The sequence below is a fragment of the Streptomyces sp. NRRL F-5123 genome (assembly GCF_000721495.1).
Lineage (GTDB): Bacteria > Actinomycetota > Actinomycetes > Streptomycetales > Streptomycetaceae > Actinacidiphila.
On record NZ_JOHY01000043.1, the window covers coordinates 46,334 to 64,151 of the forward strand.

Sequence of the window (17,818 nt, forward strand, 5' to 3'; positions counted from 1 at the left end):
CGTAACAGGCCGCGGGCGGGGGGCGGGTCGGCCGCACCGGTGCGGCCGCTGGTGCGCGGGCACGGCAGGACTCCCACCGGACGCGCGCCGCGCGGTCCGGTGAGAGCCCTGCTCAGCTCTGGTTGAAGAAGCGGTCGCCGCCGCGACGGTCGTCGGCGTTGAGCACCGAGTAGTCGGCGGGGGTCAGCAGGAAGACCCGGTTGGCGACGCGCTCGATGGAGCCGCGCAGGCCGAAGGTCAGGCCCGCGGCGAAGTCGACGACGCGCTTGGCGTCGGCGGACTCCATGGCCGTGAGGTTGACGATCACCGGGACGCCCTCCCGGAAGAGTTCGCCGATGCCGCGCGCGTCCCGGAAGCCGTCAGGGGTGACGGTGGCGATCCGCCGGCCCTGTTCCTGCGCGGCCTCGCTGGCGATCCGCACCCGCGGATCGGTCACCCAGGTGTCGACACGCTGGGACTGGGAGCCCTCGCCGTAGTCGGCGTACTCCTCGTCGTAGTAACCCTCGCCGCCGTTGTCGTCGACGAGGCCCAGCCAGGCACTCGCCCGTCGAACCGATCCCATGGACGCCTCCTCTCTCGCACGCGGTCAGTACCGTCCGTCCGCAGGTCCTATCGTCGTTCATGAAGTGGATAGTCCGCCAAGCGGATAGCCGCCACTCGGGCGAGTTGTGACGGTACTGGCACACACGATAGTGGCGTACCGTCAGGCTGCCGGAGGTGTAGGGAAGGTGACGATCCGATGGGAACGCATTTCACGTCCGGGTGACGCGTGCGGCCGAACGGCCCCGCACGGGGCTGACCGGCCAGGACGCCGGCGTCGTCGCCGACGGGGTGCCGGCGGTGGTGCGGCGCGGATGCGGGCGGACCACCATGATGCATTCTCTGCGGATGATCCGACAGGCGTTAACATGACCAGCGCTCACTTCATGCGAGCTTGAGCGAGTGTGAACCGAGTTCGGTTGTGACCCGCGGGAATTGCGGGGCACGCGGGGTCAGCGGGGGGAATGCATGTTCGGCATCATCAGGCCGTGCCGTCACCGAATGTCCGAGGGAATGGCCGCCTCGTGGGTCGCCCACCTGTGCGGGCTGTGCCTGGCGCTGCGGGACGGCCACGGCCAGGTGGCGCGAATAGCCACCAACTACGACGGTCTGATCATCTCCGTCCTCGTCGAGGCGCAGACGGCCGCGGACGCCGGGCAGCAGCGCCGCACCGCGGGACCGTGCCCGCTGCGCGGCATGCGCACCGCGCCGGTCGCCACCGGGGAGGGCGCCCGGCTCGCGGCCGCGGTGTCGCTGGTGCTGGCGTCGGCGAAGATGCGCGACCACGTCGAGGACCGGGACGGCGCCTACGCGCGGCGCCCGGTCGCCGCCGCGGCCCGCGGGGTCGCCCGCCGCTGGGACCGGGCCGGCGCCCGTACCGGCGAGGACCTGGGCTTCGACACGGCGGTGCTGGTCGACGCGATCGGCCGGCAGGGCGCGATCGAGGCCGCGGTCGGCCCCGGCACCCCGCTGCTCGCTGTCACCGAGCCCACCGAGACGGCGACCGCCGCGGCCTTCGGGCACACCGCCTTCCTGGCCGGACGCCCCGGCAACAAGGCGCCGCTGGAGGAGGCCGGACGGCTCTTCGGACGGCTCGCCCACCTGCTGGACGCCGTCGAGGACCTCGCCGAGGACACCCGCACCGGCGCCTGGAACCCGCTCACCGCGACCGGTACCGACCTGGCCGAGGCCCGCCGGCTGTGCGACGACGCGCTGCACGGCATCCGGCTCGCGCTGCGCGACACCGACTTCGCGGGCTCCGCCTCCGGGCGGCTCACGCATGTGCTGCTCGTCCACGAACTGGGACGGTCCGTGGACCGGGTGTTCGGCGGCGGCAGCTGCGCCCACCCCTCGCACCGCGAGGCGCAGGCGGCGGACGGCGCCGCGACCGGGATCGCCGTGCACGACAGCGGCATCCGGACGGGCGGCGTCCAGGCCAGTGGCAACCCCTTCGGACCGAACCCGTACGCGCCGAACCCGCCCGGCAGTCCGGCCTATCCGGGCCAGAGCCCGTACGCCCCGGGCGGTCCCGGGATTCCCGGCGGCTTCCCGCCGCCGCCCGGACCGCCGCGGCGTCGCGGGCTGCTGGCCGGGTGCCTGGTCTTCACCGGGCTCTTCTGCACCTGCCAGATGTGCTGCGCGACGCACGAGAACCCGTGGAGTCACGAGCGCAAGGAGCCGTGGTGCAACAACTGTGACTGCGGCGACTGCAGCGGGTGCGGCGATTGCTGCAATTGTTGTGACTGCTGCGATGGTTGTGACGGTTGCGATTGCGGTTGCGACTGCTGACACCGGTGCCGCCCGCGGGGTCACGGACGGGGCGGGCGGCGCCTGCGGTGGTGTCGCGTCCCGCGGGATCGCCCGAGGGAGGGGCGGGAGTGGAGCGAGACCGGCTGTGTGAAGGCGGGTGATCCGTCGAGGCGGGTCAGTGGCCGCAACACGAGGCCGACCACACTCGACACAGGTCGATGTGGCCGCGGGTGACGAGCCGGCAGCTGCGCATGGCCACAGTGCAGCAGCCGCCACCACGATCCGTCAACGTGCCGAGATGCCATGTCCACAAGCTGGACATGCTTGACAGCGGGTCACTTCGGCGGCTTAGCCTCTTGTGAAGCCCTGGTGGCCCAGTCGCGTTGAGGGACGCGACGGCTCTGTGTGAAGGCACCCGCCCGTGCCTCTTCCGCGTGTCGACGGAGCCTTCGCATGCCTGCCCACACCTCGCTTCCCTCCTTCCGCTCCTTTCCTTCCGGTCCCTCCGGGCCTTCGGCCTCCGCCTCCGCGGTGCCCCCGGCGCCGCGTCCGGGGCTCGCCGCGCCGCCGCCCGCCGCCCCTTTCACCCGCGGCCGCACCCTGCACCTGGCCGCCGCGATAGGCGGCGGCAGCCCGCCGCAGGAGGCCGCGTACCACCGGGAGCTGGCCCGGCTCGCCGAGGCCGGCGGCCTGGACTTCGTGACCCTCGGCCCCGGGGCGGCCGGCGGCGGGCTGCTGGACGCCGTCGCGCTGCTCGCCGGGGTCGCGCCCGCGACCGACCGGATCGGCGTGGTGCCCGCGGTCCTCGCGTCCGGCACCGAAGCCGCCGACCCGTCGGCCATCGCCTCCGCGCTGGCCGCCCTGGACTGGGTCAGCCGCGGCCGGGCGGGCTGGACGGTCGAGGTCCCGGCCGCGCCCGCCCCGCGGGCCAGGGGGCGCGCGCGGCCGCTGCGACCCGAGGCGTTCTGGCGGGCGGCCGGCGACACCGCCGAGGCCGTCCGGCGGATGTACGGCGCCCCCGGCGGGCCGCTGCCGCCGCGGGCCGCGCCCGTCACCGTGCTGGACGCCACCGAGCCCGCCGCCCGCCGGATCGCCGCGCGGCACGCCGACCTGGCCTTCGTCCGCGCCGCGGGCCCCGAGGACGCAGGGCTGGCCAGGGCCGAGGTGCAGGCGCTCGCCGCCGAGGCCGGGCGCGGCCCGGAACCGCTGCCGGTGCTCGCCGACCTCGCGGTGGACCTCTGCGGCGGCGAGCGCGGCCCGGAGCCGGGCGCCGAGATCGCGCTCGCGGCGGACGCGTCGGGCGGCGTGCTCTTCCGCGGCGGCCCGGTCGACCTCGCCGACCTGATCGCCGACTGGCAGCGGCAGGGCGCGGTCGACGGCTTCCACGTCCGCCCGGTGGAACCCCGCCGCGACCTGGAGCGCTTCGTCAACGGCACCGCCGCGCTGCTCCAGCACCGCGGGCTCTTCCGCTCCTTCCACCCCGGTTCGACGCTGCGCGAGCACCTGGGCCTGCACCGGGCGGGGACCGGGCCGGTCGCCGCGCCCCTGCCGCCCCTCGGGGGCCGCGCGGGCGCCCGTACCGGGGCGGGGTCGTGACCGGGCGTCAGCCCGGCGCGCGGGGCGGCGGGGTACGGCCGCTGCACCTGGCCGTGCTGCTGCCCGCGGGGGGCGGCAGCGGGGCCGGTGCGCCGCCGGACTTCGCCGTGTGCGCCGCGCTCGCCGGGGCCGCCGAGCGCGCGCTGTTCGACTTCGTGCTGCTCGACGGCGGCGGCGGGCCCGAGCCGGTCACGGTGCTGCACGCGCTGGCCGCGCTGACCGGGCGGATCGGGCTGGCCGTGGCCTTCCCGGCGGGGGCCGCGGATCGGGCGCCGTACGACCTGGCGCGCCGGCTCGCCGTGCTGGACCGGCTCAGCGGCGGGCGTGCGGGCGGCCCGCCCGGCCGGTCCGGCGAGCCCGCCGGACCCCAGGGGCGGCCGGTGGCAGTCGACTTCGGCGGTACGCCCGAGGTGCTGCTCACCGGCCGGGCGCCCGGCGTGCGGCGCCGCGGGCGGCGGGTACGGGTCCTCTCCCGGCTCGACCTCTGCCCGCTCGCCGCGGCCGGGCCCGGCGGGGACGAGTCCGGTGCGCGGGGCCTCGCGGAGCGGCTGCACGCGCAGGTGCAGAGCGCCGCGACGGACGGCTTCGTGCTGGCCCCCGACCCGGCGGCGGGCGGCGCGGGCCTGGACGCCTTCGTGGCGCAGGTGGTGCCGCTGCTGCGCGAGCGCGGGTCGCTGCGCACCGCGTACACGGGGACGACGCTGCGCGAACACCTGGGGCTGCCGCGGCCGGTGGGCTGAGCGGCGCGCGGCGTCGGCGGGTGCGGGAGGCCGGGGAGTGCGCCGGGCGTGCGGGAGGGGTGCGGAGGCGCGTGCCTGGGGGGCGTGTCAACTCTTGGTGCGCCGGGCGCGTTTGGGACCGCCGGTGTGCATGCGTTACGGGGAGGTTTCCGAGGTCGAGGCCCTCTTGTGTGTTCCCTGTGGGCCCTGAATACTCCCATCAGTGCCCGTCAGATTGGGAGCGCGCCCGCTCATCTGTGCGTTCTTGACAGTACATCGTCAAAAAATGACGGGTACCGACCAGCACCGACAAGAGCCACCTCCATCCCCACAGGAGGATCGAGTGAAGTCCACCCGACGCATACAACTCCTTGCCGTCACGAGCGGCATGCTCGCCGCGACCGCCTTCGCAGTCCCGTCCGCCGGCGCTCTCACCCCTGCCGCCGGCGCTGCCGAGGCCTCCCCCGGGGCAGCCGCTTCGCTGGCCGCCACCCTCGGTGCCGACCGCACCGCCGGGTCGTACTACGACAGCGCGACCGGCACCTCGGTCGTCAACGTCACCAGCACCTCCGCGGCCGACGCCGTACGCTCCGCCGGCGCGACCCCGCGGCTGGTCGCCCACAGTTCGGCCCAGCTGGCGAAGGCCGCCGACGCCGCCCAGTCCGCCGACGTCGCGGGCACCTCCTGGGCGGTCGATCCGCGCAGCGACACCCTCCAGGTCAACGCCGACAGCCGGGTGACCGACGCCCAGCTGTCCGCGCTCGTCAAGGCCACCGCGGGCTACGGCGACGCCGTCCGTGTCAACCGCGTGGCGGGCAACTTCAGCAAGCTGCTCTCCGGCGGCGACCCGATCCTGACCACGCAGTGGCGCTGCTCGGTCGGCTTCAACGTCCGCAGCGGCAGCACCTACTACTTCCTGACCGCGGGCCACTGCACCGAGGGCTACCCCGACTACTACACCAGCGCGGGCTCGTACATCGGCCCGACGCTCGGCACGAGTTTCCCCGGCAACGACTACGGCATCGTCCGCTACGACACCTCCGTCGCGCACGACGGCACCGTCGGCAGCCAGGACATCACCAGCGCCGCGAACGCCTACGTCGGCGAGCACGTCACGCGCCGCGGCTCCACCACCGGCGTCCACAGCGGCACGGTCCAGGCGCTGAACGCCACCGTCAACTACGGCAACGGCGAGATCGTCTCGGGCCTGATCCAGACCAACGTCTGCGCCGAACCGGGCGACAGCGGCGGCTCCCTCTACGACGGCACCAAGGCCATCGGCCTGACGTCGGGCGGCAGCGGCAACTGCTCCTCGGGCGGCACGACCTTCTTCCAGCCGGTCACCGAGGCGCTCAGCGCGTACGGCGTCAGCGTCTACTGACGGTCCGCCGGTAGCGCCCCCGCGCGCCACCAGTCGCGCCCCCGCTGTTTCCCTGGGCAGCGGGGGCGTACCGCTGCCCAGGGCCGTACGCGTACAGGTCCGGGTGGCCCGGGGGCTGTCGGTGGGCGCTGGCAGACTGGCGGCATGCTGGAAACCTCCGCGCGGCTGCTGCGCCTGCTGTCGCTGCTCCAGTCCCGCCGCGAGTGGAGCGGGCCCGAGCTGGCGCAGCGGCTGGACGTGACCGCGCGGACCGTCCGGCGGGACGTCGAGCGGCTGCGGGCGCTCGGCTACCCCGTGCACGCCGCCCCCGGCACGGCCGGCGGCTACCGGCTGGGCGCCGGGGCCGCGCTGCCGCCGCTGCTGCTGGACGACGAGGAGGCGGTCGCCGTCGCGCTGAGCCTGCGCACCGCCGCGCGCGCGAGCGTCGAGGGCATCGAGGAGACCTCGCAGCGCGCGCTGGCCAAGCTCGAACAGGTCCTGCCGTCCCGGCTGCGGCACCGCGTCCAGGCGATGCAGGCCGTCACCGTGCAGCCGCCGGGCCCCGGCCCGAACGTCGGCCAGGACGTGCTGACCGCGCTCGGCGCCGCCTGTCGCGACCACGAGCAGCTGCGCTTCGACTACCGCGACCACGGCGGCAGCACCACCCGCCGCAGCGTCGAGCCCTACCGCCTGGTGCACCACTGGCGGCGCTGGTATCTGCTCGCCTACGACATCGAGCGCGGCGACTGGCGCACCTTCCGGGCCGACCGCATCGAGCCCAGGACGCCCACCGGCCCGCGCTTCACCCCGCGCGAGCTGCCCGGGGACGCCGCGTCGTACGTCGCCAGGGGCGTCACCCAGAGCGTCTACCGCTACCAGGCGCGCATCGTGCTGCACGCGGCCCCGGACTTCCTCCAGTCCAACGGCTGGACGGGCTTCGGCACGGTCACCGTGCTGGACGACGGGACGTGTGAGCTGCGCACCGGCTCCGAGACGCTGGAGGCGCTCGCGATGTACGTCGGCATGCTGGGGGTCGACTTCGAGGTGATCGAGCCACCGGAACTGACCGTGCGGCTGCGGGAGGTGGCGGACCGGCTGGTCCGGGCCGCCGGGGCGTCGCAGGAGCGGGCGGCGGCGCCTCCTCCGGAGGAGGCGCCGGGACCGCAGGGCGCGCCGGGACCGCAGGGCGCGGCGGGCTAGCCGGCTAGGACGCTGACGTGGACGCGGGGCCGGGCCCCGGCCCGTGCTCCCGCCCCTGCTCCGACCCCCGCCCGTGCTCCGACCCCTGCCCCTGCTCCCGCCCCTGCTCCGGTTCCGGTTCCGCCAGCGGGAGGACCATCGCCGTCACGCCGATCCCGACCGTGCCCGGCGCGTGCGGGGCCTGCGCGGCGTCGTGCAGCTCCTCGAACAGCGCGGCGAGCCGGTGCCGGAAGCCCGTCCAGACCGCGGGCGCGACCCACAGCTCCGCGTCCGTGGTCACGCCCTCGGCGCCCGGCGCGCGCCGGCCCGCGCGTTCGCGCAGGTTGTGCGCCATGGCCTCGGCGATCAGCCGGGCGCCCTCGTGGCGCTGGTCGGACAGCGGGGAGCCGTGCACCGCCCGGTAGCGGCGCTCCCGCCCGCCCCGCTTCTCCCGCACCTCGGCCAGCTCGACCAGCCCGACCGCGTCCAGCCGCCGCAGGTGCTGGCTGGCGAGCGCGTGCGAGATGCCCAGCTCGCGGGACAGCTCGGCCGCGGACAGCGGGACGTTCCAGACCAGCGAGACGATGCGCAGCCGTACGGGGTGGGCGAGGGCCCGGAGCAAGGGGTCTGTGGTGCTCATACGCCCATTACACCGCTTCCGCTTCCGGGGGTGGGGTGTTCCCTTCGACTCCCAAGCAATAGATTGGCGGTCATGTCCGTACGGGAGGTACTGCGCGACCGCGGCGCGGCGACGTATCTGGGCGGGGTCCTGGTCTCCGGGTTCGGCGACTCGGCGATGATGCTGGTCGCCGGCGTGTGGGTGAAGACGCTCACCGGCTCCAGCAGCCTGGCCGCCGCGGTCAACGCGTGCGTGTGGGCGCCGACCCTCGTCGGGCCGCTGCTCGGCACCGCCGCCGACCGCTTCCGCAGGCGCCCGCTGCTGGTCGCGGTGAACGCGGCGCTGGCCGTGCTGCTGCCCGCGCTGCTCGCCGTCCGCGCCGGCGGGGACGTGTGGCTGCTGCTCGTGGTGCTCACCGCGGTCGGCGTCGGGTCGGTGCTGTGCGACGCCGCCCAGGCGGGCCTGGTGGTCAGTGCCGTCCCGGCCGAGCTGCGCGGCGACTTCAACGGCTTGCGGATGACCGTCAACGAGGGCATGAAGCTGCTCGCCCCGCTGGCCGGCGCGGGCCTGTTCGTGCGCTGGGGCGGCGGCGCGGTCGCAGTGCTGGACGCCGTCACCTTCGCGCTGTCCGCACTCGCCTTCGCGGCCCTGCGGGTGCGAGAGCAGCCGCCCGCGCCGACCGCCGGGTCCTGGCGCGAGCAGACCTCGGCGGGCGTACGGGCGCTGCGCGGCAACCCGCTGCTGGTGCGGCTGGTGGGCGCGGGCGGGGTGGCCCTGCTGCTGTCCGGGATCAGCAGCGCCGCGACCTACGCGCTGGTCGACGCGGGGCTGCACCGCCCGCCGGCCTTCGTCGGCGTGATCTACGCGGTGCAGGGCACGGGCTCGGTGGTGGCCGGGATCGCCGCGGGCGCCGTCATGCGCCGGATGCCGGAGCGGGTCTTCGCCGCCGCCGGGCTGCTGCTGTTCAGTGCGGGCGCCGGGATGCGGGTGGTGCCGTCGCTGCCGACCGTGCTCGGCGGGGCGGTCGCGATCGGGATCGGGCTGCCGTGGGTGATCGTCGCGGCCTTCACCGCCGTCCAGCAGCACACCGAGCCCGCGCTCGTCGGCCGGGTGGCCGCCGCCGCGGGCACGGTGGTCTTCGGGCCCACCGCGCTCGCCACCGGGCTGGGCGCGGGGCTCGTGGCGCTCGCCGACTACCGGATCCAGCTCGCCGGGGCCGCGGTGGCCGGCGCACTGACGGCGTGGCTCCTGCTGCTGCGCCGCCCGCGCACCGGCCGCCGTGACGGAAATCTCCCGGCGCCCCGCGGCGAGGAGACCGGCGCCAAGTCGCCCACCCCGCCCGGGAGATGACGTACAAGGTCCGGATCCGGCCGTCCCTTCCGGCGGCCGGATCCGCTGCTGTGCCCTGCTCCGGCTCGCTGACCTGGGGCAACCGCGATACGCTAATCGAACGAACGTACGAGAGACGTTCGGACGACTGGCCGAAAAGGGGTGGGGCAGTGGAGGTGCGACATGGCGGGCTTCGCGCATCTGCATGTCGCATCCGGTTACTCCGAGCGGTACGGCGCCGCGCACCCCGAGCAACTCGCCGCACGGGCGGCCGAGCGCGGCATGCGCACCCTCGCGCTGACCGACCGGGACACCGTGACCGGCGCGGTGCGCTTCGCGCGGGCGTGCGCCGAGCAGGGCGTCCGGCCGGTCTTCGGCATCGACCTCGCCGTCGCGGCCCTCGCCCCACCGCCGCCCGCCGACCGGCCCCGGCGCACCCCGGTGCGCGGCGGGGCGCACGTCGTCGAACCGCCGCTGCGCTTCACGCTGCTCGCCCGCGACCGCGAGGGCTGGGCGCGGCTGTGCCGGATCACCTCGGCGGCTCACGCGGGCACGGCGTCCGGCGCGGCGCCCGTGGAGGTCCCGTGGGAGGCGCTGCGCGAGCACGGCGGCGCCGGCCTGACCGCGCTGCTCGGGCCGGTGTCGGAGCCGGTGCGCGCGCTGGCCGCGGGCCGGGAGGACGTCGCGGTGGCGCTGCTGCGGCCCTGGTGGGAGATCTTCGGCGAGGGCCTGCGTCTTGAGGCGGTCGTCCACGGCCGGCCCGGTACCGGCCCCGGCTCGCTGCGGCTGGCCGCCCGTACCCTCGCGCTCGCCGACCGCACCCGTACGCCCGCGGTGCTCACCAACGCCGTCCGCTACGCCGACCCCGACCAGCACCGGCTCGCCGACGTCCTGGACGCCGCCCGGCTGCTGCGGCCCGTCGACCGGCGGCGCCTCGACGGCGGGGAGCGCTGGCTCAAGGACGAGCCGGAGATGGCCCGGATCGCGCAGCGGGTCGCCGAATGCGCCGGCGCGGGCCCGCGCCGGGCCGGGCGGCTGCTCGCCGACACCGCCGCGGCCGCGGCCGCCTGCCGCCTCGACCCGGAGGCGGACCTGGGGCTCGGGGCCCGGCACTTCCCCGAGGCCGAGGTCGTCGGCGCCGCCCCGGGCGGGGCGCGCGACGAGCTGCGGCGGCGCTGCGCCGCGGGCCTGGAGCGGCGCGGCCTGGACCGGGAACCGGCGGCGCGGGAGCGGCTGGAGAGCGAGCTGGGCATCATCGGCGCGCTGGGCTACGACGCGTACTTCCTGGCCGTCGGGCAGGTGGTCGCCGACATCCGCGAGCTGGGCATCCGGGTCGCCGCCCGCGGCTCGGGCGCCGGGTCGATGGTCTGCCACACCCTCGGCATCGCCACCGCCAACCCGCTCGACCACCACCTGCTGTTCGAGCGCTTCCTCAGCGAGCGCCGCCGGAATCTGCCCGACATCGACATCGACGTGGAGTCGGCGCGGCGGCTGGAGGCGTACGACGCGGTCTTCCGCCGCTTCGGCCACGAGCGGGTCGCGGTCACCGCGATGCCCGAGACCTACCGGGCCCGCAGGGCGCTGCGCGACACCGGGCTCGCGCTCGGCATCCCGCCGCACGACGTGGACCGCATCGCCAAGAGCTTCCCGCACCTGCGGGCGGCCGACATCACCAGCGCCCTCGCCGAACTCCCCGAACTGCGCGCCCTCGCCGCCGAGGCCGGGCGGTACGGGCCGCTGTGGGAGCTGGCCGAAGGACTCGACTCCCTCGTCCACGGCATGGCCATGCACCCGTGCGGGGTGATCATCAGCGACGCGACGCTGCTGGACCGGCTGCCGGTGCAGCCCACCCCGCAGGGCGACTACCCGATGGCGATGGCGGCGAAGGAGGAGGTCGAGGCGCTGGGCAACATCAAGCTCGACGTGCTGGCGGTGCGGATGCAGTCCGCGATGGCGCACGCCGTCGCCGAGATCGAGCGCGCCACCGGCGACCGTGTCGACCTGGACGACCCGCGGCAGGTCCCGCTGGACGACGTCTTCGCCTTCAAGCTCATCCAGGCCAGCAACACCATCGGGATGTTCCAGCTGGAGTCGCCCGGCCAGCAGGACCTGCTCTCGCGGCTCCAGCCCCGGGACGTCCAGGACGTCATCGCCGACATCAGCCTCTTCCGCCCCGGCCCCGTCCAGGGCGGCATGCCCGAGCGCTACATCGCCGCCCGGCACGGCGGCGACCCGCACTACGCCCACGAGGCCCTGGAACCGGTGCTCGCCGACACCTACGGCGTGACGATCTGGCACGAGCAGGTCATCGAGACGCTGGACGTGATGACCGGCTGCGGCAGGGACCGGGCGGAGGTGGGCAGGCGGCTGCTCGGCGACAAGGAGCAGCTCCCGGTGATCAGGGAGTGGTTCCACCGCGCCGCCGCCGCCCGCGGCTTCTCCGCCGGGGTCCGCGACGAGGTGTGGGCCACCGTCGAGTCCTTCGGCGCGTACGGCTTCTGCCGCGCGCACGCCGTGGCCTTCGCCGTACCCGCCCTGCAGTCCGCGTGGCTCAAGGCGCACTACCCGGCCTTCCTGCTCGCGGGTCTGCTGGAGCACGACCCCGGCATGTGGCCCAAGCGCGTCATCGTCGCCGACGCCCGCCGGGGCGGCGTGCCCGTGCTGCCCGTCGACGTCAACCGCTCCCGGGCCGGGCACGTCGTGGAGCGGGCCGAGGGGGAGCGCTGGGGCGTGCGGCTCGCGCTGGCCGGGGTCCGCGGGATCACCGCGGAGGAGTGCGGGCGGATCGCCGCGGGCAGCCCGTACGCCTCGCTGTCGGACTTCTGGCAGCGCGGCCGCCCCAGCCGCCCGGTCGCCGAGCGGCTCGCCGAGATCGGCGCGCTCGACGCGCTGCACGACGGCCGGCTCACCCGGCGCGACCTGCTGCTGCAGATCGCCGAGCTGCACCGGCAGTCCCGCGTCCGCACCGCGGGCGAGGGCCAGCTGCCGCTCGACACGGGCGCGATCGGCGGCTCCGAACCCAGCGGGGTGCCCGAGCTGACCGGCCGGGAGGCCCTCGGCGCGGAGCTGGACGCCCTCGGCATCGACGTCTCCCGCCATCTGATGGAGCACCACCACCGGCTGCTGCGGGAGATCGGCGCGACCGACGCCGCCCATCTGGCCGCCCTCCCTCCCGGCCGCCAGGTCCTGGTCGCCGGGGTGCGCGCCGCGACCCAGACCCCGCCGATCGCAAGTGGCAAGCGCATCATCTTCGTGACCCTGGAGGACGGTTCCGGGCTGGTGGACCTGGCCTTCTTCGAGGACTCCCACGAGGCCTGCGCGCACACCGTCTTCCACTCCGGGCTGCTGCTGGTGCGCGGTACGGTCCAGGTCCGCGGCACCCGCCGGACGGTCGTCGGCACCATGGCCTGGGACCTGGAGAAGGTCGCCGCCACCCGGCGCGACGACGGGCCCGAGGCCGCCCTCGCGCTGCTCGGTGCGGACAGCCCGCAGCCCACCCCGGCGCAGCCGCCCGGCCGCACCCTTGCCGACGGTACGGCCGGCGCCCGCCTCCACCCCTACGCCGACCTCCAGCCCGCCGGCACCCGCACCGCCGACCTGCGCCGCCTCGGCCACCGCAGCCCGGGGAGCGCGGGATGACGGGCACGCCCCGCCGTCCGGAGGGCCGCCCGGGGCCCCGGCCGGAGGCCCCGGCGGAGGCGCGTCCGGAGGCGTTCGCGCATGTCTCCGGGGACGCCGGCCCGCAGGCGGGTCCCGAGGCGCGCAGGGGGCCGCGCCCGGGGCTCCGCCCGGAGACGCGGGGCACTCCGCCGGAGACTTCCGCGCCGCCGCCCCCGGGCCGGCAGGGACCCGGTCACGGGCCCGGCCCCGAGCCCTTTCCGCCGTCCGCCGTCCGCAAGGGCCCCGCCGGTCCGCGCCCGCGGCACATCGCCCATCTGCGGCTGCACGGCACGCTCGACGACGGGCGCTACGCCGCCGCGCTGGCCCTGCTCGGCGACATCACCCCGCACGTCCAGGCCTTCCCGCCCGACGCCGTCCAGCTCGACCTGACCTCGGCACTGCGCTACTTCGGCAAGGACCCCTACGCCCTGCTCCAGATGGCCCGGATGCGGCTCATGGCGATGTACGGCATCGCGAGCAGCGCCGGTCTCGCGGGCAACCGGATGCTCGCCGCGATGGCGGCGGCGTCGGAGCCGCGGCAGACCACGCAGATCCCGCGCGACCAGGACGCCATGGACCGCTGGCTGCGCCCTCGCCCGCTGACCGCGCTGCCCGGCGTCGGCCAAGCCACCGCCGCCGCCCTCGGCCGCTACGGTCTGCACACCGTCGGCCAGGTCGCCGACCTGCCCCCGGCGACCCTCCAGCGCATCCTGGGCGCGGGCCCCGCCCGGCTGCTGGCCGAACGCGCCCGAGGCCGCGACCCCCGCCCGGTCACCCCCCAGGCGCCCGCGGCCCAGCTGGCCGCCGACCTCCGCTACGAGCGGGACTGCCTGGACCCCGGCCGGCACCACCAGGGCGTCCTCGGCCTCGCCGAGCAGCTCGGCCGCCGGCTGCGGGCCGAACGCCAGGTCACCGGCGGCCTCACCCTCACCGTCCGCTACGCCGACCGCAGTTCCACCACCCGGACCCGCGCCCTGCCCGAACCCACCGACCACTCGCCCGACCTGGCGGCCGCGGCCCTCGGCATCCTCGCCTCGCTGGGCCTGCAGCGCGCCCGGGTACGCTCCCTCGCCCTGCGCGCCGACCGCCTCGCCCCCCGCGAGGCCGCCCACCGCCAGCTCAGCATGGACCCCGCCGCCGACCGCGCCCGCGCCCTGGAGGCGGCCGCCGACCGCGCCCGCCACCGCTTCGGTCCCACCGCCGTCCTGCCGGCCACGCTCGCGGGCCCGGAGCCGCCGGGCGCGGGGTCTGCCGGATCCGGGCCGGTGGAGAGTGTCCGCGGCCGGCAGTCGGCAGATGCCGCCCCCGGGGGGACAGGCAGTCGGCGGCGTGGCGTGCCGACCGCCTCCCCGGCGGCGAAGGCCGACGGTGACGACGGCGAGGAGACCCGGGAGGCGGCCGAGGACTTCGCGCTCTGAAATCCTCGGCCCCGGGCGGGGCTGTGCCAGGATCCCCGGTATGACGCTGGAGATCACCATCGACGCGGCCTCGGCCGTACCGCCGTACGAGCAGTTGCGCGGGCAGATCGCGGACGAGGCGCGGTCCGGCAGGCTGCCGGTCGGCTACAAGCTGCCCACCGTGCGGGGGCTGGCCGACCGGTCGGGGCTGGCGGCCAACACGGTCGCCAAGGCCTACCGGGCGCTGGAGGCCGACGGGGTGATCGAGACCCGGGGCCGGCACGGCACGTACGTCGCCGCCGCCGACGCCCGGACCCGGGAGGTCGCTGCCGCGGCCGCCGCTTACGTCGACCGGGCCCGCCGCCTCGGGCTGGACCGGCCGGCCTCGCTCGCCGCCGTCGAGGAGGCGCTGCGCGCGGCGTACGGTGACGCCGGGGCGTGACCGTTGATCTTGCGGGCTAGTGCTGTGACCGGGAGGGTTTGCCGGTAGCTTGCGGCGTCCGGTGCGGTGCATCGCAAGGCGCCGGATCGGCCTCGTAGTGGGCCTACTCGGTCGATGCGGCAACGCAGCGAGGTGCCGTGCCGGGCGTCGCAAGCCGGTGAACCCTCCCGGTCGCCTCCTCGCGGGTGAGGGGGCCGACCTCGATCCTGGCCAGGCAGCGGCCGGGGCGGACGACCGCGGGGTGCAGGCGCTCCAGGTCCTCGTTGGTGGTGATGCCCACCAGGACGTTGCGGCCCTGGCCGAGCAGACCGTCGGTGAGGTTGAGCAGCCGGGAGAGGGCCTGGCCCGCGGCGTGCTTGGCCTGGCCGCGGATCAGCTCGTCGCAGTCCTCCAGCAGCAGCAGGCGCCAGCGGCCGCCGGAGGCGCCCTCGTCCTCGCCGATCGCGATGTCCATCAGATAGCCGATGTCGTTGAACAGCCGCTCGGGATCCAGCACGCAGTCGACCTGGCACCAGTCCCGCCACGAGCGGGCCAGCGTGCGCAGCGCCGATGTCTTGCCCGTGCCGGGCGGGCCGTGGAGCAGCAGCAGCCGGCCGGTGATGTCGTCGACGCCGAGCTTCATCAGCCCGTCCATCGCCTCGGCGACCTTCGCGGTGTAGTTGCCGCGCAGCTCCTCCCACGGCGCGGCGGTGATCTGCCGGGCCGTACGGTGCGGGCCGCGGCGCTGCGAGACGTACCAGAAGCCCATGGTGACGCTCTCCGGCTCCGGTTCCGGGGTGTCCTCCGCGCCGTCCACGGCCGAGCCGAGGACCTTCTCGGCCAGCTCGTCGGTCACGGCGGTCACCGTGACGTCGGCGCCGCGGCTCCAGCGCGAGACCAGGACCGTCCAGCCGTCCCCCTCGGCGAGCGTGGCGCTGCGGTCCTTGGCGCGGGCCTGCCGCAGCACGGTGGCGTCCGGGGGCAGCAGGGTGCGGCCGGGCTTGACGCTGTCCAGCGCGGCGCCGCGCGCGAACGGCTGCTCGCCGGCGGCGAAGCGGCCCACGAAGAGGGCGTCGACCACGTCGGAGAGCGAGTCGCCGTCGTCGAGGCCCATCTGGAGGGGGAGGGCGCGGTGCGGTGCGGTCGGACCTGCGTCCGGGCCCGCGCCCGGGCCCGCGTCCGACTTTGCGCCGGGGCCTGACTCCGCTGCCGATGCTGCTGGAGTGGTGGGCGGCACGTGCCTCCTCGGCTCGCCGTATGTCACGGACATGAGGCCATGATCCGTCAGAACCACCCGATCGGCCCAGTGCTTTTCGGATCCTTGCGGCGGGCCCCGGTGGCCCTCCCGGTCGGCCGCGCGCGCACCCCCGACCGGCGGGTACCGTGGTGGGCGACGGTGCGGGGCACGGCCGAGGGGGCGTCAACACCCTTGAAGCGGTGGTGAATCGGGCATCATGGTCGGACGGGGGATGCACGGGTGACGCGGCGGGGCGATAGGGTTTAGCCTGCCCGGGCCGGGAGCCCTCGTCAGGGTGGGGAGAGTCATGGAACAGATAGCGATGCGCGGCAGGCCGAGAGTGCCTGCCATCAATGCGGGAACGGGTGCGTCCAGCGCCCGGCTCGACCGGCATCTGTCGATACTGGCCGGCCCCGCCGTACCCCAGCGCGAGGCCGAGGAGGCGACCGTGCTGATGCGCGAGCTGACCTCGCGTCCCGTGGGCCACGCCACGGCCAACCGCAGTGCCCGGGTCTCGCTCTTCGCCCCGCTGCGCCGGCTGCGCAGGTCGCTGTTCGGCAACCGCCGCTGACCGCCTTCCGCTGCCGCTGAGCAGCCGCTGCCGCGTACGGTGCCGGTTCGCGGACGCGGCGGCCGGGCGTCGGCGTGCCCTCCTCCCCCTCGCCTGCGCCCAGCCGCGCCCGACTCTCCCCGCGGGCCGACCGGCGCCCCGGGCCGCACTCTCCCCGCCCGCCCGGAGCGCTCACACCAGCGCGAACTGCCCGTCAGGACCCTCTTCCCGGTGGTCGAGTACGGACGCGGGGTGGCGCCTGGCCGTCGGCACCGGCAGCACCCCCGCGTCCCGCAGCGCCGCCGTGCCCAGGCCGCCCCGACCCTGTTCCTGTCCCTGCTCCGGGGCCAGGCTGCGGGCCAGCTCCCGGCGTTCGGCGTCCAGCTCGGCGAGCAGGGTCAGCACGCTGATCGTCTCCAGCAGCTCCGAGGTGCTGGACCTGGTCCACGGCGGCGGGCGCAGCGCCTCCAGCGAGCCGGGCGCGCCCGGTGCCGTACGCCGCTCCCACCACGCCTCCAGGACCCGCACCCCGCCGGCCGTGCGCTGCCACGCGGCGGGGGAGACGGGCGAGACGCGGCCCGCGCCGATCCGCAGCTCGCGCCGCTCCGGGTCGTACTCCAGCTCGCCCGGCCCGGGGGCCGCGGGCAGCGGCGCGCGGACGTAGGGACGGCTGCCGCCGGGCAGCCGGGGCCCGCCGCGGTCGCGGCCCGCGGCCGGGTCGGCGTAGCGGGCGCCGCGGGTGTGCAGCCACACCAGCCGCTCGCCCAGCGCGACCCCGGCCCGCCACTGCTCCGGGCCCGCGGGCAAGGGCACGCGGCAGCCCTCGGGCGCGGCGTACCCGGCGGCCGCGACCCAGGCCAGCACGTCGTACGGCGTGGCCCCGGCCCCGTACGCCGCGGACAGCGCCTCCAGCAGGCCCGGCGCGAGATTTGGATCCCGGCCGCCCGGCTGCCGGAACAGCGGGCGGATCCGGCCCGGACGGCCCGCCGGGGAGCGGCCGTCGGGCAGCAGCGCGGCGAACGACACCGGCGGCTCGCCCACCTCGGGCAGGAACGCCTGCTCCACCGCGAAGACCTGATGCCCGTCCAGCACCCGCCACAGCTCCGGCCGGGCGGTGTCCACCAGCCGGTGATCCGGTATCAGCCACTGCCGGTCGTAGGCCCCGTGCGCGATCAGCACCGGCTCGGGGCACGGCCCTTCCTCGCGCGCCAGGGCCGTGGTCGCCGTGCGGTGCCCGGGCAACTGCCCGACCCTGCTGTGCAGCCCGCGCGCCCGGCTGGGATGCAGCAGCTCCTCCCGCTCCTCCTCGCCCGCCGCCGTGAACAGCGCCCAGCGGGCCCGCAGCGTCGCGGCGTCCGGCGCCACCGGCCAGCCGCGGCCGATGCGCAGCGGACGCACGGACCAGGGCATCAGGTCGTGCAGCAGAGGCGCGTTGTCGCTCACCGCACGCATGCTACTGACG

The 17,818-nt window shown here is 76.1% G+C and carries 12 protein-coding genes and 2 pseudogenes; 10 read left to right on the forward strand and 4 right to left on the reverse strand.

What is annotated here, in order from left to right:
• Window positions 1-112 precede the first annotated feature (112 nt).
• Window positions 113-562, reverse strand: a complete 450-nt coding sequence (locus IH54_RS0127675) for a cell division protein SepF (protein ID WP_031521885.1) — start codon at window positions 560-562, stop codon at window positions 113-115.
• A 446-nt stretch (window positions 563-1,008) separates the two neighbouring features.
• Here IH54_RS0127675 and IH54_RS0127680 point away from each other — a divergent pair, with 446 nt between their 5' ends.
• The 5 genes from IH54_RS0127680 (at window position 1,009) to IH54_RS0127700 (ending at window position 7,164) form a co-directional block, all read left to right on the forward strand.
• Window positions 1,009-2,328 (forward strand): DUF5685 family protein, encoded by a 1,320-nt coding sequence (locus IH54_RS0127680; protein WP_078862570.1) that lies wholly within the window; start codon window positions 1,009-1,011, stop codon window positions 2,326-2,328.
• 414 nt (window positions 2,329-2,742) lie between these two features.
• Entirely contained in the window at window positions 2,743-3,885 is a 1,143-nt protein-coding gene (locus IH54_RS0127685) for an LLM class flavin-dependent oxidoreductase (RefSeq protein WP_078862571.1), read from the forward strand.
• Window positions 3,882-4,625, forward strand: a complete 744-nt coding sequence (locus IH54_RS41955) for an LLM class flavin-dependent oxidoreductase (protein WP_031521892.1) — start codon at window positions 3,882-3,884, stop codon at window positions 4,623-4,625. Before IH54_RS0127685 ends, IH54_RS41955 begins: the two co-directional genes overlap by 4 nt.
• A gap of 367 nt (window positions 4,626-4,992) precedes the next feature.
• Window positions 4,993-5,985 carry a S1 family peptidase gene (locus IH54_RS0127695; protein WP_078862572.1) on the forward strand — a complete coding sequence of 331 codons (993 nt, stop codon included), beginning with the start codon at window positions 4,993-4,995 and terminating at the stop codon, window positions 5,983-5,985.
• 144 nt (window positions 5,986-6,129) lie between these two features.
• A complete protein-coding gene (locus IH54_RS0127700; RefSeq protein WP_043182451.1) occupies window positions 6,130-7,164 on the forward strand; it encodes a helix-turn-helix transcriptional regulator in 1,035 nt (344 codons plus the stop codon).
• Between the two features lie 4 nt (window positions 7,165-7,168).
• Here IH54_RS0127700 and IH54_RS0127705 read toward each other — a convergent pair whose 3' ends face one another.
• The gene (locus tag IH54_RS0127705; protein ID WP_063762388.1) at window positions 7,169-7,783 is read right to left on the reverse strand and encodes an ArsR/SmtB family transcription factor; all 615 of its coding nucleotides are present in this window, start codon (window positions 7,781-7,783) and stop codon (window positions 7,169-7,171) included.
• 72 nt (window positions 7,784-7,855) lie between these two features.
• On the opposite strand from IH54_RS0127705, the gene IH54_RS0127710 reads away from it, so the two are divergent.
• The 4 genes and pseudogenes from IH54_RS0127710 to IH54_RS0127725 all read left to right on the forward strand — a co-directional run bounded on the left by IH54_RS0127710 (window position 7,856) and on the right by IH54_RS0127725 (window position 14,590).
• Window positions 7,856-9,112, forward strand: coding sequence for an MFS transporter (locus IH54_RS0127710; protein ID WP_043182453.1), 1,257 nt, complete (start codon window positions 7,856-7,858; stop codon window positions 9,110-9,112).
• Window positions 9,113-9,274: 162 nt separating this feature from the next.
• A complete protein-coding gene (locus tag IH54_RS0127715) occupies window positions 9,275-12,730 on the forward strand; it encodes a DNA polymerase III subunit alpha (protein WP_031521904.1) in 3,456 nt (1,151 codons plus the stop codon).
• Window positions 12,731-13,017: 287 nt separating this feature from the next.
• A pseudogene (locus tag IH54_RS0127720) lies at window positions 13,018-13,977 on the forward strand (DNA polymerase Y family protein); the annotation flags it as partial.
• Window positions 13,978-14,209: 232 nt separating this feature from the next.
• Complete coding sequence (locus IH54_RS0127725) at window positions 14,210-14,590, forward strand: GntR family transcriptional regulator (RefSeq protein WP_031521908.1); 381 nt, start codon at window positions 14,210-14,212, stop codon at window positions 14,588-14,590.
• 172 nt (window positions 14,591-14,762) lie between these two features.
• Here the strand turns inward: IH54_RS0127725 and IH54_RS0127730 are convergent.
• Window positions 14,763-15,839 (reverse strand): annotated as a pseudogene (locus IH54_RS0127730) (DUF5925 domain-containing protein); the annotation flags it as partial.
• Between the two features lie 274 nt (window positions 15,840-16,113).
• Here IH54_RS0127730 and IH54_RS0127735 point away from each other — a divergent pair.
• Window positions 16,114-16,377 carry a hypothetical protein gene (locus IH54_RS0127735; protein WP_031521913.1) on the forward strand — a complete coding sequence of 88 codons (264 nt, stop codon included), beginning with the start codon at window positions 16,114-16,116 and terminating at the stop codon, window positions 16,375-16,377.
• 171 nt (window positions 16,378-16,548) lie between these two features.
• On the opposite strand, the gene IH54_RS0127740 is transcribed toward IH54_RS0127735, so the two are convergent.
• Complete coding sequence (locus IH54_RS0127740; protein WP_031521915.1) at window positions 16,549-17,808, reverse strand: type ISP restriction/modification enzyme; 1,260 nt, start codon at window positions 17,806-17,808, stop codon at window positions 16,549-16,551.
• Window positions 17,809-17,818: the final 10 nt, after the last annotated feature.

Bases quoted from the DNA above. Each gene is read 5' to 3' on its own strand.
- IH54_RS0127715 (WP_031521904.1), top strand. From the start codon at position 9,275: ATGGCGGGCTTCGCGCATCTGCATGTCGCATCCGGTTACTCCGAGCGG.
- IH54_RS0127710 (WP_043182453.1), top strand. From the start codon at position 7,856: ATGTCCGTACGGGAGGTACTGCGCGACCGCGGCGCGGCGACGTATCTG.
- IH54_RS0127725 (WP_031521908.1), top strand. From the start codon at position 14,210: ATGACGCTGGAGATCACCATCGACGCGGCCTCGGCCGTACCGCCGTAC.
- IH54_RS0127735 (WP_031521913.1), top strand. From the start codon at position 16,114: ATGGAACAGATAGCGATGCGCGGCAGGCCGAGAGTGCCTGCCATCAAT.
- IH54_RS0127675 (WP_031521885.1), bottom strand. From the start codon at position 562: ATGGGATCGGTTCGACGGGCGAGTGCCTGGCTGGGCCTCGTCGACGAC.
- IH54_RS0127695 (WP_078862572.1), top strand. From the start codon at position 4,993: ATGCTCGCCGCGACCGCCTTCGCAGTCCCGTCCGCCGGCGCTCTCACC.
- IH54_RS0127740 (WP_031521915.1), bottom strand. From the start codon at position 17,808: ATGCGTGCGGTGAGCGACAACGCGCCTCTGCTGCACGACCTGATGCCC.
- IH54_RS0127685 (WP_078862571.1), top strand. From the start codon at position 2,743: ATGCCTGCCCACACCTCGCTTCCCTCCTTCCGCTCCTTTCCTTCCGGT.
- IH54_RS0127680 (WP_078862570.1), top strand. From the start codon at position 1,009: ATGTTCGGCATCATCAGGCCGTGCCGTCACCGAATGTCCGAGGGAATG.
- IH54_RS0127705 (WP_063762388.1), bottom strand. From the start codon at position 7,783: ATGAGCACCACAGACCCCTTGCTCCGGGCCCTCGCCCACCCCGTACGG.
- IH54_RS0127700 (WP_043182451.1), top strand. From the start codon at position 6,130: ATGCTGGAAACCTCCGCGCGGCTGCTGCGCCTGCTGTCGCTGCTCCAG.